The 15,341-nt window shown below is 59.2% G+C and carries 16 protein-coding genes, 1 tRNA gene and 1 pseudogene; 4 read left to right on the forward strand and 14 right to left on the reverse strand.

The window, feature by feature from the left end:
* Nucleotides 1–51: 51 nt before the first annotated feature.
* Together JJ889_RS14715 and JJ889_RS14720 are read left to right on the forward strand one after the other, a co-directional pair.
* A protein-coding gene (locus JJ889_RS14715; protein ID WP_291896385.1) for an IS3 family transposase occupies nucleotides 52–1,403 on the forward strand; the annotation gives its coding sequence in 2 pieces (ribosomal slippage) (nucleotides 52–387 and nucleotides 390–1,403; 1,350 coding nt in all).
* A 79-nt stretch (nucleotides 1,404–1,482) separates the two neighbouring features.
* Nucleotides 1,483–1,857 carry a hypothetical protein gene (locus JJ889_RS14720; RefSeq protein ID WP_291896387.1) on the forward strand — a complete coding sequence of 125 codons (375 nt, stop codon included), beginning with the start codon at nucleotides 1,483–1,485 and terminating at the stop codon, nucleotides 1,855–1,857.
* On the opposite strand, the gene JJ889_RS14725 is transcribed toward JJ889_RS14720, so the two are convergent.
* Entirely contained in the window at nucleotides 1,858–3,336 is a 1,479-nt protein-coding gene (locus JJ889_RS14725; RefSeq protein ID WP_291896389.1) for an alpha/beta hydrolase, read from the reverse strand.
* Between the two features lie 258 nt (nucleotides 3,337–3,594).
* Nucleotides 3,595–4,560, reverse strand: a pseudogene (locus tag JJ889_RS14730) (cbb3-type cytochrome c oxidase subunit I); the annotation flags it as partial.
* A gap of 247 nt (nucleotides 4,561–4,807) precedes the next feature.
* On the opposite strand from JJ889_RS14730, the gene JJ889_RS14735 reads away from it, so the two are divergent.
* Nucleotides 4,808–5,062 (forward strand): hypothetical protein, encoded by a 255-nt coding sequence (locus JJ889_RS14735; protein ID WP_291896391.1) that lies wholly within the window; start codon nucleotides 4,808–4,810, stop codon nucleotides 5,060–5,062.
* Between the two features lie 3 nt (nucleotides 5,063–5,065).
* On the opposite strand, the gene fsa is transcribed toward JJ889_RS14735, so the two are convergent.
* The 4 genes from fsa to JJ889_RS14755 form a co-directional block, all read right to left on the reverse strand.
* Nucleotides 5,066–5,716 (reverse strand): fructose-6-phosphate aldolase, encoded by a 651-nt coding sequence (fsa, locus tag JJ889_RS14740; RefSeq protein WP_291896393.1) that lies wholly within the window; start codon nucleotides 5,714–5,716, stop codon nucleotides 5,066–5,068.
* Nucleotides 5,717–5,786: 70 nt separating this feature from the next.
* Nucleotides 5,787–6,749, reverse strand: coding sequence for an alpha/beta hydrolase (locus JJ889_RS14745; protein ID WP_291896396.1), 963 nt, complete (start codon nucleotides 6,747–6,749; stop codon nucleotides 5,787–5,789).
* A gap of 1 nt (nucleotide 6,750) precedes the next feature.
* Nucleotides 6,751–7,587: an SDR family NAD(P)-dependent oxidoreductase gene (locus tag JJ889_RS14750; protein WP_291896398.1), complete on the reverse strand. Its 837-nt coding sequence runs from the start codon at nucleotides 7,585–7,587 to the stop codon at nucleotides 6,751–6,753.
* Nucleotides 7,584–9,101 (reverse strand): NAD(P)/FAD-dependent oxidoreductase, encoded by a 1,518-nt coding sequence (locus JJ889_RS14755; RefSeq protein ID WP_291896399.1) that lies wholly within the window; start codon nucleotides 9,099–9,101, stop codon nucleotides 7,584–7,586. The genes JJ889_RS14750 and JJ889_RS14755 overlap by 4 nt, the downstream gene beginning before the upstream one ends.
* Before the next feature lie 200 nt (nucleotides 9,102–9,301).
* Between JJ889_RS14755 and JJ889_RS14760 the strand changes: the two genes are divergently transcribed.
* Nucleotides 9,302–10,993, forward strand: coding sequence for an ATP-binding protein (locus tag JJ889_RS14760; RefSeq protein ID WP_291896401.1), 1,692 nt, complete (start codon nucleotides 9,302–9,304; stop codon nucleotides 10,991–10,993).
* Between the two features lie 451 nt (nucleotides 10,994–11,444).
* Here JJ889_RS14760 and JJ889_RS14765 read toward each other — a convergent pair whose 3' ends face one another.
* The 8 genes from JJ889_RS14765 to infA all read right to left on the reverse strand — a co-directional run bounded on the left by JJ889_RS14765 (nucleotide 11,445) and on the right by infA (nucleotide 15,278).
* Nucleotides 11,445–11,696, reverse strand: a complete 252-nt coding sequence (locus JJ889_RS14765) for a hypothetical protein (RefSeq protein ID WP_291896403.1) — start codon at nucleotides 11,694–11,696, stop codon at nucleotides 11,445–11,447.
* Nucleotide 11,697: 1 nt separating this feature from the next.
* Nucleotides 11,698–12,279, reverse strand: coding sequence for a hypothetical protein (locus tag JJ889_RS14770; RefSeq protein ID WP_291896405.1), 582 nt, complete (start codon nucleotides 12,277–12,279; stop codon nucleotides 11,698–11,700).
* Between the two features lie 29 nt (nucleotides 12,280–12,308).
* Nucleotides 12,309–12,488 carry an RHS repeat-associated core domain-containing protein gene (locus JJ889_RS15920; protein WP_366940135.1) on the reverse strand — a complete coding sequence of 60 codons (180 nt, stop codon included), beginning with the start codon at nucleotides 12,486–12,488 and terminating at the stop codon, nucleotides 12,309–12,311.
* Between the two features lie 487 nt (nucleotides 12,489–12,975).
* Nucleotides 12,976–13,051: transfer RNA gene (locus JJ889_RS14775), tRNA-Phe, on the reverse strand.
* 108 nt (nucleotides 13,052–13,159) lie between these two features.
* Nucleotides 13,160–13,330 carry a DNA gyrase inhibitor YacG gene (gene yacG, locus JJ889_RS14780; RefSeq protein ID WP_291896407.1) on the reverse strand — a complete coding sequence of 57 codons (171 nt, stop codon included), beginning with the start codon at nucleotides 13,328–13,330 and terminating at the stop codon, nucleotides 13,160–13,162.
* 11 nt (nucleotides 13,331–13,341) lie between these two features.
* Nucleotides 13,342–14,415, reverse strand: a complete 1,074-nt coding sequence (locus tag JJ889_RS14785) for a ribonuclease E/G (protein WP_291896408.1) — start codon at nucleotides 14,413–14,415, stop codon at nucleotides 13,342–13,344.
* Nucleotides 14,412–15,038, reverse strand: coding sequence for a Maf family nucleotide pyrophosphatase (locus JJ889_RS14790; RefSeq protein ID WP_291896410.1), 627 nt, complete (start codon nucleotides 15,036–15,038; stop codon nucleotides 14,412–14,414). Before JJ889_RS14790 ends, JJ889_RS14785 begins: the two co-directional genes overlap by 4 nt.
* 21 nt (nucleotides 15,039–15,059) lie before the next feature.
* Nucleotides 15,060–15,278: a translation initiation factor IF-1 gene (gene infA, locus JJ889_RS14795; protein WP_019961978.1), complete on the reverse strand. Its 219-nt coding sequence runs from the start codon at nucleotides 15,276–15,278 to the stop codon at nucleotides 15,060–15,062.
* Nucleotides 15,279–15,341 lie beyond the last annotated feature (63 nt).

Genomic DNA, 15,341 nt, shown 5'->3' on the forward strand with positions numbered 1-15,341 from the left:
GTTGTGATTTAAGGCGGATTTGGGTTTCGTCGTAGTGACGAAGGAACGAAGATGAAGCCCAAATCCTCAAGGTCTAAATCGCCTGCCGAGCAGGTGGTGAAGGACATCCGCCGAAAGGCCCGTCGGCATTTTTCCGCTAAAGACAAGATCAGGATCGTGCTCAACGGCCTGCGCGGTGATGACTCCATCGCCGAGCTGTGCCGCAAGGAAGGCATTGCCCAGAGCCTGTATTACTCCTGTTTCAAGGAATTCATGGAAGCTGGCAAGCGTCGGCTTGCCGGTGACACCGCCCGTGCTGCTACCACGGACGAGGTGAAAGATCTTCGTCGCGAGGCCCGCGATCTGAAGGAGTGTGTGGCCGACCTCATCCTGGAGAACCGCCTGCTCAAAAAAAGCATGGTCGCGGATGGGGGAGACAACGAATGAGGTATCCCGCATCCGAGAAGCTGGAGATCATCCGTATCGTCGAGCAGTCTCACCTGCCCGCCAAGCAAACGCTGGACCAGATCGGCGTGGCAAGGCGAACCTTCTACCGCTGGTATGACCTCTACATTGAAGGCGGGCCGGAGGCGCTGGCAAACCGGCCATCGACGCCGAGCCGGGTGTGGAACCGCATCGGTGAGGACATCCAGCAGCAGATCGTCGAGATGGCGCTGGAGCTGACCGAACTGTCTCCTCGCGAACTGGCGGTGCGCTTCACCGACGAGCGGTGCTACTTCGTATCCGAAGCCACGGTTTACCGCCTTCTCAAGGCCCATGATCTGATCACCAGTCCGGCCTACACGGTGATCAAGGCGGCAGAGGCGTTCCACACGCAGACGACTCGGCCCAACGAGATATGGCAGACCGATTTTACCTACTTCAAGATCATCGGATGGGGCTGGGTCTACCTATCCACCGTGCTCGACGATTACTCGCGCTACATCATTGCTTGGAAGCTCCGCTCCACCATGAGGGCCGAGGACGTCACCGAGACGCTCGACATGGCTCTGGCAGCCTCAGGCTACGACCACGCCAACGTGCTGCACAGGCCGCGGCTCCTGAGCGACAACGGCCCGAGTTACATCGCCGGAGAACTGGCCGATTATCTCAATGGCAAGCAGATGGATCACGTTCGCGGCGCGCCCTTCCATCCGCAGACCCAAGGCAAGATCGAGCGCTGGCACCAGACCCTGAAGAGCTGTGTGTTGCTGGAGAACTACTTCCTGCCCGGCGATCTCGAACAGCAGATCGAGGCCTTCGTCGAGCATTACAACCACCAGCGCTACCACGAGAGCCTCGACAACGTCACAGCCGGCGACGCCTACTTCGGCAAGGCACAAGCAATCATCAAACCAAGAGAAAGGATCAAGCGACAGACACTCGAACATCGGCGCTTGCAACACCGCAGGCTCGCCGCCTAAACATCAATCCCAGACGAGGCCCACACTCCGCAATCCTACGCCGCGAGTTGTGCCAAATGTTCTGACGACGGACACTAAGATGGATAAGTTCTTCTCGACCCGCATGATGTGGAATTGGAATACGGAAGAGGCTCCGCAGGACGGCTCTCGTTTCCTCGCATTCATCCCCGCAGCGAAGGAAGCTAATCGGGTGCAGCGCGTCCGTTGCAAGCGCGGTGAACTCTCGCTTGATAGCGGGTTCTACAACGACCACGGAAACCCGGTCGAGATCGACGCCTTCTTCGCGTGGACCGATCCGGCTGAGGAACGTCGCATCCTCGACGCCTTCTCAATTGATGAGCCGGATGGTCACGAACTGCTCGATGAGCAAATCAACCATAAAGAGCTCGCAGGACCGCCTGACGTCCAGCGCGCGCGACCGTGCCCGCTCAGTTGGGGAGATCGGTCCGCTTGATCAATAGCCGTGCTGATCCAGGAACGCGTTGACACGGGTACGGGTGAGGTGCGCGCGGTCCGGATCACGCAGGAAGAAATGACCGGCCTGGGGGAAATCAATCATGTCGACAGACGTGCCCTGGGCGCGGGCGGCTTGGGCAAAGGCCGTGGCCGTCTCAAAGGAACAGTCCGTATCCTCGTGGGCATGGGCGATAAACAGCGGGGGTAGCGCTCCGTCCATCATGTGCAAGGGTGAGAGCGAGCGGGCGGTTGGCCAGCCTCCGGCAATCGAGATCATGTAGCCGTCATCGGTCATGTCCATACAGCCGGAAAAGGAGAGGGCCAAATCAGGTCGCGAGGGCGAAGTCGGCGCTTCCAGTGTGGCCGCTGCGACGGAGAGATGCGCGCCAGCGGAAAAACCCGACACGCCGATCCGGGACGCGTCGATGCCATAGGTCTGGGCATTCTCGCGGAGCCAGGCGATCGCATCTGTCACATCGGCGAGACTGTCTCCGGCCCGCACACCGAAACGCCCCCGCGTGCGATACTCAATCTGCGCCACCACATGGCCGCGATCCTTGAAGAAACTACAGGGCCCGCACCAGCTCCAGGACCCGAAAAACCAGCCACCGCCGTGGACCCAGACCATGGCGGGACGAAGGTCATCATCCGCGCTCCAGTCGTCGGGCAGGTAGATATGAATCTCCAGATCATAATCGTCGAAGGTCTTGAAGGTCTCGATGATATGACCGTCCCGCTCGGCGCGTTCGGCGGCGACCATCGCCAGGATATCGTCGGACGCCTCGCCCGGGCAGGCGGCGCGGTGATCTTCGGCTTCGGTGTGCAGGCCATCGGCGGCGTTTTCCTCCACCCAGAGCCTGAGAGACTGGGTGTTGAGGTAACACTGGATATCGGGATGACTGAACCGGTGGCCCGACTCCAGCTTGGCCGTCAGGAATTGCACGGTGCCGGGCACATCTTCGTCAAAGCGTGTATCGGCCCAGTAATCGCGCAGTCGTTCGATGAAGCTGCGATACTCGTCCAGTTCGAGCAGGTCCGCCCGTCCCAGATCCACCTCGTCGAGATAGGCATCATAGGTGGAACTGGGACGAAAGGCGCGATCCTGCGTCAGGCGTCCGTGCATCGGGCCGTAAAGCAGACGACCGATGGCCCATTCATAATGGATACGCGTGATGTAAGCCTCGGCTGAACGATCATGTTCGACTTCCAGTGCGCGCAGTTGTGTTTTCCACCCGTCGATCTCCTCTGCCCAGCCGGTGATGAAAGCTTGTTCGTCGAGGGCGGCGAGTTCGCGATAGCGACTATTGAGTATCTCGGTCCAGCGCGCGGCAATCGCATCGGCCTCAGCCTGAAAACCGCTTGCCTCGTCCTGTGCCCCAGTCTGCGTCTGGGCCTGAGCCTGACTCGAGACCGATAGAACGAGGAGGGACAAGGCAAGCAGGCTGGCGGCAAGCCCGATAAAGCGCAGATGGAACATGATAACCTCGACACATGCAGATCCGGCCAAGCTAGACGGTTCAGGCGCAATCGTCACGAGAGAAAGCGAGGGTTGAAGCGCCTCGGGTTAAGGGGCTCTTGCGAACGGAAGCAAAAGGCCCGAACCGTCGGGGCTTCGGGCCTGATAATGAGAGGCGGGCGCGGGTTTTCCGGCGCGATCTGTCCCCCGTCAGCGCCTATGGCACAGATTTGAGGTTGTTATTTAGGGAGGGTTTGGGTTTCGTCGTAGTGACGAAGGAACGAAGATGAAGATCAGGGACCAGAAGTGGATGATGGAGAGGCGGTAAGAATAGACCGGACGCTGTACCCGCTTCGGAATGAAGTAGTACATGATGCCAAGGAAACCTGCCGTCAGGAAGAAACCAACCGCGTTGTGGCCATACCACCACTGGGTCAGAGCGTTCTGCACACCGGCCATCAGCGAGTAGCTGCGCGAGCCGAAGAAATCGACCGGCATGGCCAGGTTATTGACCACGTGCAGTACCGCGATCGTCAGGATGAAGGCGAGGTAGAACCAGTTGGCCACATAGATGTGCGGCTCCTTGCGCTTCATCAGCGTGCCGAGGAAGACCAGGAGATAGGCGACCCAGACCACGGTCAACCAGAGGTCGGCATACCATTCCGGCTCGGCCTATTCCTGCCCCTGGGTGATGCCGATCAGATAACCGGACGCCGCGATGACGATGAAGAACTGATAGCCCCAGAAGACGAACCAGGGCCAGATCCCGCCGGCAATGCGCGTGCGGCACGTCCGCTGAACGACGTAGAAGGATGTCGCGATCAGCACATTGCCGCCAAAGGCGAAGATCACCGCTGACGTATGCAGCGGGCGCAGGCGACCAAAGCTCAGAAAGCCGAAATCATCGAAATTGAGGATCGGGAAGGCCAGCTGGGCAGCGATGATGACACCAACCAGCAATCCGGCAACGCCCCAGAAGAGCGAGGCGATGACGCCTGCCTTGACGATGTCCTCGTTATAGTCGGACTGATCCGTGATCACACCGCCGCGCGCCGCAGCGCCGACGACCAGGAAAATGCCCGTCAGGAAGCCGCCGAGAATCAACCAGGACTGCCCTTTCATGGCAGCATCCGGCGCAAAGGCAGCAGCGAAGAGCGCCCAGAGCGCCCCTAAAATTGTAATTAGACCAACGCCAGCAAGGTTTATATCAAACCCGCTACGCTGGAGAGATTGCGACGAAGTCATCGACGCCCCCGGTTCTTGATTGCCTGTCAGGTCTCCGGGTTACGGGTTCAATTCCACAAAATCTGTATGGCAATTTGTCGCGCGACAGGATGGACGCAGTTTGCACGCCCTGCGCTTACCCATTTTTCGCGACGGATTTGCCGTTCAGGTTGCGTTTTAGGGTTACAATCTGCAAAACTGCGAAGAACAGGCTGCACAATAAGGCCTGATCGGGGAGCGAGCCATATGGCGCTCGTGGGGGAAAATCATGTTGTCACAGACACATAGCTTCAAGACTGAAGAAGAGGTTCTGCGCTTTCAGCAACACGTGCTGCGGTTCATTACACGCTTGGACAAAAGCAAAACCAACAATGGCGAATGCCTCTTCCTAACCAATAATCGCACGGTCCGACGACAACTGGTCACCGTCCAGGCAACCAGTTCGGGCACACTCGACGCCTTCAACGAGTATCTTGATACCGATACGGCGCGACGCGACTGGAGTTTGGTTGACGTAGTCTGAGCTCTAGAGCGACTGACCCGTCTTTTTCCAATCATCCATGAAAGCAGCCAGGCCCTTGTCGGTCAGCTGGTGCTTGACCAGCCCCTTGAGCACGCCCGGCGGTACGGTCGCAACATCAGCTCCGGCGATGGCACACTCCTGCACATGCGCAGCAGATCGGATTGATGCAGCCAGCACCTCGGTCTCGAAACCGTAATTGTCGAAGATCATGCGCAGATCGTGGATCAGCTCCATGCCATCAACCCCAAGATCGTCCAGACGACCGATGAAGGGCGAGACATAGGTCGCGCCGGCCTTCGCAGCCATCAGGCCCTGATTGGCCGAAAAACACAGGGTGACATTGGTCTGGATGCCTGCACTGACGAGCGCCTTGCACGCCTTCAGCCCATCCCATGTCAATGGCAATTTGACCACGACATTTGATGCAATAGCCGCAAGTTTCTTGCCTTCCGCGATCATGGCGTCGGCTTCCAGGGCCGTAACCTCAGCGCTGACCGGCCCCTCGACGATTTCGCATATCTCGGCGATCACCTCGATAAAGTCGCGACCTGATTTCATGATCAGCGAGGGGTTTGTGGTCACGCCATCAAGCAGGCCGACATCGGCGATATCACGGATCTCAGAAACGTCAGCAGTGTCGACGAAAAACTTCATGGCTGTGCCCTCGCTGGGTGATCATTGGCCTAGCGACATGACATGTTCGCGCGCCCAAGCCAAGCTGGTTTTAAGTCGCAAAAACCCGGCTTGCCATTTCGTCGATAAAGCGCTCGCACGTGTCCGGCTGGGTCACCAGCGGCATGTGCCCCACCCCGCCCATGCGGACCAGGTGAAGTTCCGGCTGCACCGCCATGATTGCCGCGACATGATGGTCGGCCACCAGCACCGCATCATCATCGCCGTACAACATCCCCATGGGAGCAGAAATCCGAGCGTACAAATCCTGCTGCGCTCCGATATCCATCGGCACTGCGTGCATATCGGTCGACGCCGCGTAGTAGGCAACCGGCCGAAGCGACAACAATCCACCTCCGCGCGTTCGAAAGTCCTCAGGGACCGGTTCCGGAGCAAAGATCGTCTCCACCACGGCGGCGCCATTGCGGATGGACGCCGGTACAGCGATCGTGTTTGCGATGATGCCCCGCAGGGCGGAATTGGGCGCAAAGAGACCACCAAATACGGCCGGAGCGCTCTCCTGGACAGCCGTGAGCGGTGACAGCATTGCCAACCCGCCGACCAGTTCAGGGTGGTCGATGGCCAGGCGAAGGGAGATCGCACCGCCCAGGGAATGTCCGATGACAAGCGGTTTCTCGATGCCCTTTCGGCGGATGAAATCGGCAATCATTTCCGCCTGCCTTGGAAGGCGCGCCAGCTCGTCATTATCCCGTTCGGAATGTCCGCATCCCGGACGGTCGATAGCGATGACGTGATAGCGCTCGGCCAGACGATCGATCATCGCATAGCCGAAATTGTGCAGGTTGCCGCCCAGGCCATGGATCAGCAGCAGCGGCCGCCCCTCGCCCTTCTCGACATAGTGGATGCGGCCGCCCTCAACCTCCTGGAAAGCACCGGCTGGCGCCATGGCCTTGGAAATCTTGCCAGACACATAGGCCGAGAAGCCTGCGAAACCGATCAGGACCAGCATCACGATCAGCAACAGCGCGCCCAGAATTGTCAGAGTCAGTTCCATGTCAGTCCTCCGCTTTCGCGCTGCCGAGGCGACGCGCCATCAGCCCCCAATAGCTCGATGGCATCAGGCGTTCGAGCCAGTGTAGTAAATGCGCGTCCCTGCCCACCAGCACCCGTGGTTTGCGGCGCTCGACACCGCGCAGGATGATTCCGGCCGCCTCGCTTGGCGGCATCACCAGATTCTGGGCCGCCTGCTTCAAGCCGGCCTCGATGTCTTCCTCGCTGGCGCTGTCCGATACCCGGGCCGACTTGGCGATGTTCGTGTTCACACCGCCCGGATGGACGGTGGTCACCGAGATATCGGACCCGGCCAGCTCGTGACGCAGGGCGTCAGAGAAGCCACGAACACCGAACTTGCTGGCGCTGTAGGCAGTCTGCCCGGCCGGCGCAATAACCCCGAAAATGCTGGAGACATTGGTTATGTGCCCATCGCCACTCGCATGCATCAGGGGCAGGAAAGCTCGGGTCATGCGGATCGGCCCCCAGAAATTGATTCCGACCAGCCATTCGAAAGTCTCTTCGGACAATTCCTCGAACGTACCGCCGGCAGCAACGCCGGCATTGTTGAAGAGGAGGTGTGCCTCGCCGTGTTCAGCGCGCACCGTGTCAGCAAAGTCAGCAATATCACCGCGCCGGCCAACATCCACACGCGTGGCTGTGACCTTGCGCTCATTGCTGGCCAGCGCGTTTGCGACCTCCCGGAGTGCATCCTCATTGATATCTGCCAGCGCCAGATTGCAGTCACGCTCGGCGAGCGCAAAGGCCAGCGCGCGGCCAATCCCGCTGGCTGCGCCAGTGATCACTGCCGTTTTGCCGGCAAACTCCAGACGTCCGCTCATTCCGCAGCTTCCGCCACGGGGGAAACCGGGGCGACCTGCTCATCCTCGACGCGGCCGAATGTCAGCGCACCATCCTCGAGACGTCCATACCGAATGGCCATCATGTCCTTGATATAGTTCTGATAGGTCCGCCATGGCGGCTTGGTGCCCTGGCGCGGCAAATAGGGCTCGGCACGCTTGATATAACCCGATTGCAGGTTCAGCAGCGGCATGGTCTCGATATCCGCTGGCGGCTCCGGCACGCACCAGTCGTATCCCTTTTTCTGCATGTGCTTGAGCAGGCGACAAACGCGTTCACAGGTCAGATCGATCTTCAGCGTCCAGGACGCGTTCGTATATCCAAACGCGATCGCCATGTTCGGGATCGGGCTGAGCATCATGCCGCGATAGCTGATGGATTGACGCGGATCGACCGGCTGGCCGTCCAAGTTGAATTCCATGCCCCCCGCCAGCAGCATCTCCAGCCCAGTGGCCGGGATGATGACATCAGCCTCCAGGTGTTCGCCGGATTTCAGCTGGATGCCGGTTTCCGTGAAGCGCTCGATGTGATCGGTGACCACCGAGGCACTGTCATTCTTGAGCACGTCGAAAAAATCACCGTCCGGAGCCGCACAGAAGCGCTCGTCCCAGGGATTGTATTTCGGCGTGAAGTGTTTCTCGACATCCATCTTGTCGCCGAGTTCGGCGCGGATGTGTTTCATCACCATATTGCGGATCATCTGGGGGTGGCGCTTGGCCAGCTCGAAAAAGATTATCGAGATCAGGACATTCTTGATCCGGGTGGCGGAATAGGCTGCTCGTCGCGGCAGGATCTTGCGCAGGAAGTTGGCGACCGGATCCCGCGCAGGGCGCGGGGCGATATAGGTCGGCGAGCGCTGCAACATGGTCACATGCGCGGCCGTTCCCGCCATCGCAGGCACCAGTGTTACCGCCGTCGCTCCGGATCCGATAATCACCACTTTCTTGCCGGAATAGTCGTAATCCTCGGGCCAGAGCTGAGGGTGCACAATATCGCCCTTGAAGTCCTTCTCGCCCTCGAAATTGACGATATGGCCGTGATCGTATCGGTAGTAACCGGAACACATCATCAGGAAACGGCACTCGAACTGCACGCGCTCGCCGGTATCCGTCCGCTCAGCCGTCACCTCCCAGCGTGCCCGCGCGCTGTTCCAGTTGGATTCGACAACACGATGTCCGAAGTGGATATGCGGCGTGATGCCGGCCTCGTCCGCGGTCTCGGTCACATAGCGCTTGATATTCGGACCATCGGCAAAGACCTGGCCATCTTCCCAGGGTTTGAAGGCATAGCCGAATGTATGCATGTCACTGTCGGATCGAATGCCGGGATATTTGAACAAGTCCCATGTGCCGCCGATCGCATCCCGCGCTTCGAGAATGGCGAAGCTCTGGTCGGGACAGCGCGTGGTCAGATGGTGCGCAGCACCAATGCCGGACACGCCGGCACCGACGATCAGGACATTCACCGTAACAGACGGCGAGAATGCTTCGGACATGTTTCCTCCCTGCCCGAGCCCCGGGCTTCCGAATTTTAGTGAACACTGTTCGCTAAATCAGTGCAAGCCAGGCTGCCATGACCAACAGGCCATCTGCCCTGGTTGAGGAATAACCAAGCGCAATTTTTAGGTATTTTGAAAGCTGGAAATGTTAGCAAACCAGCCTAGCCTTGGCCTCGCAGCGGCAACACAGGACCCCCATGGTCAGTGATCATACGATCTCCCAGGTCGTCAAAGGCCGGATACTCGCTCGCACGTGTGGCGCATTCGGAGTCGTGCTGCTCATCTATCTGGGCCTGGTCTCGATGGCTATGCCCGGCTGGTCGCCGGCCAAGATCGCCGGCCTCGTCGCTGCATCCAGCTTTCTCGTGATCGCCGCAGTGGCCTGGCGTGGCATCGCCTATGCGGTTTGCGGCCATCTCTTTATCGGCCTCGCGCAGCTGATGGCCTTTGCCGCAGCTCTCACGAATGGCGGGATTGTAGGTTATGTGACGCCTTTCATGATCATTGCGCCCATGGCTGCCGGGTACCTCCTCTCGCTGAGGTCATCAATAATCTTCGCCTCGACCGCCGTCGGTCTTCTCGGCCTCCTGCTCTATCTGGACGGTAGTGGCATCGTCACTCCAACGCCCTACTCGGCAGACGCAGAACGAGTGGCAAGCTTTATCCTGCTCTCGACGACCACTATTCTCGGGCTGGTCTGTGTCATGGCCTTTGCCAACTCGACCAAGCGCATGCTTGAGGGAGCGCGCAAGGCAGAACAGGCCAAGGCGGCCTTCCTCGCCAATATGAGCCATGAGATCCGGACGCCCATGAACGGTATTCTCGGCCTGCTCGAACTCGCCCGCAACACCAAGAGCGGCGTGCCGGATGCAGACCATGTCCAGATCATGCATTCCTCGGCGCGCACGCTGGTGGCCGTGCTTGACGATATTCTCGACTTTTCCAAGCTAGAACAGGGCGCGATAGAGATCGAACCGGTCGACACCGTCATCGACACGCTTTGCAGCGATGTGCTGAGCCTCTTCGAGGCGCGGGTCGCCAATACCAGCACCGTCCTGTCCGCCAGCATCGCACCGGACATCCCCTGCACACTCCTGCTCGACCCGACGCGCACGCGCCAGGTGTTGTGGAACCTGGTTGGCAATGCTGTGAAGTTCACGGAACGCGGGAAGATCGATCTTGTCGTCGAACGCCTGCCGGAAGACCGGGAAACCATGCGTTTCTCTGTCACTGACACAGGCATCGGCATGTCTGCAGAGGCCCGGGATCGCATATTCCACCGTTTCACCCAGGCTGATGCGTCAACCACACGCAAGTTTGGCGGGACCGGTCTGGGCTTGTCGATCTGCCGCGAGCTTGTCGAGCTGATGGGCGGCGAGATCGGTGTCGACAGCATCCAGGGCCAGGGATCGACCTTCTGGTTCACCCTGCCCCTGCGCGAAGGCACAAGGTCACTTGAGACTGAACCGGCGCAAACAACCGCCCCCTCCGACACGCCCCGCCGCATCCTTGTGGTCGATGACCAGTCCATCAATCGCACCGTCGCGAAATCCCTGATCGGGCATCTCGGACATGAGGTCAGTGTCGCCGAGAGCGGGGAAACCGCCCTCGAGATGGCGCGCGGCCAGCGTTTCGATCTCATCTTCATGGATATCCACATGCCGGGCATGGACGGCATCGCCACCACCGCAGCACTGCTCGACAATGCCGGTCAGTCCACGGGCACCCCCATCATCGCCCTCACCGCCAGCACGATGGAACAGGATCGCCAGAATTATCGAAATGCCGGCATGAGCGGCTGTATCGGCAAGCCGCTGGAGCTTGATGCACTGAAGGACGTCATCGCCGAGGTCGCGGGCCAGCCCAAACGGGTCAGACGAAGCGGTTGAAGCTCGGGCGCCGTCGAAGAGCTTGTGCTGCTTTGCGGCCAGCGCCACCCGCCGCGTTTGATCCGAGGCAAGGCCACCCGTCCAATGCGCACTGGCTCCGGGTCTTGTGTCAGCGTTTCCCAGATATTTTGTGACGCTGTCACCGCAGGTTCAGTTCCACTGTCAAATAATCCCCGCATGCCCGGCAAAAGAAGACACTTCCGCGGTTACGGCAGGCCAAGCCCAGGCTGGGAAACCACCTTGATGATGGTGCTTCTGGCAGCCGTTTGGGTTGGCGTCTTGCTACTATTTCTGATCAGAGGGTGAAACGGATGGCGATACCAAGCCAGTGCACGTGGAGCACTCCGGGTTATCAGAGAGCGAAAAATGGTGTGTGTCCCTGTTTTTGCCCCAGATCGGCTAGTCCTGGCGCGCGATCACAGCATGTGATGCGGGTATTCAGAGCCAACTTCTATTTTCTCTCGCGGTATAAACCAAATATCTGCGCCGCGATGATCACAATTAAAATCAGCCCAAAAATACCGAAGAACAAAACCGGCAACGTTCGCAAGATTTCTACGAAAGGTACTGTTATTGGAGAGCCTGACGCTGCCCCTAAAAAGAGCAAAGCGGGATACAGAATTATCCATACCGCCACCAAGGCACCTGAAGTCAAGAAAGCCGTTTTTGCCGCACGCCAGACGAACGAGACCAGTTGAAGCAAATCACTCTCCTCCACAACTAGTTCTTAGTGAACAGATGACGGTTTGCACTTGGCTAAACTCAAGATCGAAGCCTTTTGTAACACCCGCCTCCACTTCGGTGGACCCTTCGTTCTGAATCGCCGCAGCATGAACCGATAACCCAAGAAAACTCTCTGGCCCTTTTCGAACAGGTCCATCAACTACGTCTCGTACAACTCCATCAGGCGCAATGCTCGCCACTGCAGCAACCGCAGCAGTCGAAAGGCGGCGGCCTACAGGGATATCGACGGAGGTCACTGCCCCTTTCCCGCGAAGGTCATTGATGGAGCCGTTTGAACCCGCAACCTCCGCACCGATTCCAAGCCCTGGGATCTCTGCAATTGGATTGATTTCACTACTTGGCGGTTCCAATGTCCCACCGAAGGAAACTCCAAGACCCCATTGCCCCGATCCATCAATCGAAGGCGCTTCCAACACAGCGCCCACACTAATCGCGCCGCCCGTGGAAAACAGATCCCCATTCTGGTTCTTTATACCCAACGCATCTAGCCCGCGAGCAATCAAACTACCCGTACCTAATTGCATTGTGAACGACGCGCGCAACGTCTCTATCCCCGTTGGATCCGTCGCGTTCAGCGAGTTGTTCCCGACAAACGCATAAGATTCCTCTGATCCGCATACCCGATCGGATCGACCTGCAGAAAGCGCTCCAGATCCGCGTCACAATAACTGGCCCGGCAGTAATAGAAGCCTGTCTCGGCGTCGTAGCGGCGGCCGGTATAGCGGAACGGGTTGCCGGGCCGTAGCAGTATTTGATGGTCTGGCGGGGGCTAAGCACGGCCAGGCGTTGGTTTTCCGCAACTCAATATTCGAAAAACCCAAGACGCATCAACCAGTCTACTTATGGAACTCAGACACTGGTATGTTGTCCCGACCCATTATTTCAATAAAAATCCGCTCAATTTTTTGCAACCATTGTCGGTTTATCGATTGTTCGCCGAACGGATCCTCGCCATCCGCAAGGACCACCCACTCCGCGAACTGTTTGGCCGTAACATTCCCGGTTTCTGGAATGTATTGATCTACACCCCATCAGAGACGCTGCCGCACCATCCATATTTGATGCATAACACATCTATCAGGTCATCATATTTGCTCATGTATCGCACCTGAACCAGATCGGAAAAAGACCGCTCTGCGAACGTCTATTGCAAGACTGTTCCGAAATACCTGCAAAACCGCGCACCACACGCTCGGCTACGAGTTAGCACATCACGTTGATTTTTAGGGAAAAAGGAATGGTGCCTAGGGGCAGACTCGAACTGCCGACACGCGGATTTTCAATCCGCTGCTCTACCAACTGAGCTACCCAGGCGCTGTTTCCGCTGCGGTTGTAACCGCCGGAGAGCGCGGTTTATACGGTGATGATTTGCGCCTGTCCACGCTTCAACGACGCTCGGACGCAGCCAATTGCAGTTCGGCCCTATTCTTCATTGCGATTGTTGTACGGCGTCTCCTCCGCCTGGTCTGCCGGTTCGCCCGGAATGGCATAGTTTCCCGACACCCAGTGGCCCAGATCAACGTCCGCACAACGCTTGGAGCAGAAGGGTTTGAATTCCGGATCCGCGGGTTGGCGGCAGATGGGACATTTCATCGATCTTACTCCTAGTCCGCGCGGACAGTGACGGAACGTGGGCGCATCTTGTCATCCAGCTGCAGTTTGGGAAGCGGGCCAAGCCGCTCGCCCCAGGCTTCGCGCCAGCTGATCGTGTCAACCTCCAGCCAGTCAAACACATCCTGGCCGGCCTTGATGGTCACCGATGCCTTACGCGAATGCGACAGGGCCGAGGTGGCTTCACGCAAGGCACGCAGGGCCTCGGTCTCGACGGTTAGCTCTCCGCGCTTGTCCAGCATCAGCTCGGCGAGAGAACGCCCGCGGCGTTGGCGCGCGAGTTCACCGATGCAGAATTGGGAGAGCGGTGCGACATCGACTTTGGCGCGGTCACGCTTGAAGGCCTGGCGCAAAGCCTGCTCGGTCGCCTTGCGATCCGGCTGCGCGCGCATGTGTACAAAATCGATCGCGACCAGACCGCCCAGTCCGCGCAGGCGCACCTGGCGCGCGGCTTCCTTGGCGGCGGATACGTTGAGCTGCTGGTTCAGCTTGGTTGCATTGCCCTGCCCCTTGCGGCCATCCGCATCGACATCGATGGCAACCAGCGCCCGGGTCTGTTCAATATAGAGAGAACCACCGCCCGGGATCATGGCGGCCGGGGAAAGGGCCTCGTCAAAGGCCTCATCCATGTCCAGATCACTTTCATCCGACCACTGGGCCTCGGCATCGCCAAAGGCGCGGACCAGGCGCTGGGCCAGGATGGGAGCGGGTTCCAGGCATTCCGGTGCCGGCCCGTCGTCCAGCTCGATCAGAGCGAGGTTCGGCCCCTTGTCGTCATAGGCTTCCCGGGCGATACGCACCTTGATGGCCGCACCTTCATGCATGCCCTTGGGGCGTCCGGACTTGCCGAAGGGCAGAAAGCCCTCCTCGCCGACGCCCAGATCGACAAAGGCGGCGTTGAGCGCCATCTCGACCTTGCGCACACGGCCGCGATAGACCTCGCCCTCGATGGCGCGCCTGTCCTGTTCGCTCCAGCGATCCAGGTGCAGCTCGACGATACGGCCATTCTCGACCACGGCCGCCCGGGTCTCGCCGATGTTTTCCTCGATCAGGATGGTGCGGTTCATGACGTTTCAGCCTCGCCCTGCCGGAGCAGTACAGGAAAACCCGCGCCCGACAGAAGATTGATGGTCTCGTATAGCGGCAACCCCACCACGCCGGTGAAGGAGCCGATGAGATTGATGATATAGCCGCCCGCCATGCCCTGGATGGCATAACCACCGGCCTTGCCCTTCCACTCACCGGAGGCGAGATAGGTCGCGATCTCCGGCGCGCTGAGATGTTTGAACTTCACGCGTGTTTCCACCAGGCGCGAGGTCAGCTGACCGTCGGGCGCCTTGACGGCGATACCGGTATAGACACGGTGGCTGCGGCCGGACATCAGCTCCAGGCAGCGCCGCGCCTCATCGGCGTCCTCGGTCTTGGGCAGGATGCGGCGACCAACACCGACAACCGTATCCGCCGCCAGGACAAATCCGTCCTCGGCACCGGCGTGGGCCGCGGCCTTTTCCTGCGCCAGGCGCAAGGCGAGCGGCCCCGGCAGTTCGCCAGGGATTTCGCTCTCGTCGATATGGGTCGGTTCGATACTGTCAGGCTCAAGACCAGCCTGACACAACAGATCGCGCCGCCGGGGCGACGCGCTGGCAAGGATCAAGCGTGGTCGGCTTGCGACCGGATCAGCTCTCGTCATCGCGGAACCACGCTGTCGGACTTATTTGAAGCGATAGGTGATGCGGCCCTTGGTCAGGTCATAGGGCGTCATCTCGACCAGAACCTTGTCGCCCGCCAGGACACGGATGCGGTTCTTGCGCATCTTGCCTGCGGTGTGAGCAATAATCTCGTGATCGTTTTCAAGTTTCACACGGAAGGTGGCATTCGGAAGCAATTCCGTCACCTCACCCGGGAACTCCAATAACTCTTCTTTCGCCATGCGGCTCCACTTTCATGGTTTCGAAATCTGGATGTTCAGACCAGCCGGCGGCCTGAGCGGCGC

It is taken from the genome of Maricaulis sp. (assembly GCF_017643475.1).
Lineage (GTDB): Bacteria > Pseudomonadota > Alphaproteobacteria > Caulobacterales > Maricaulaceae > Maricaulis.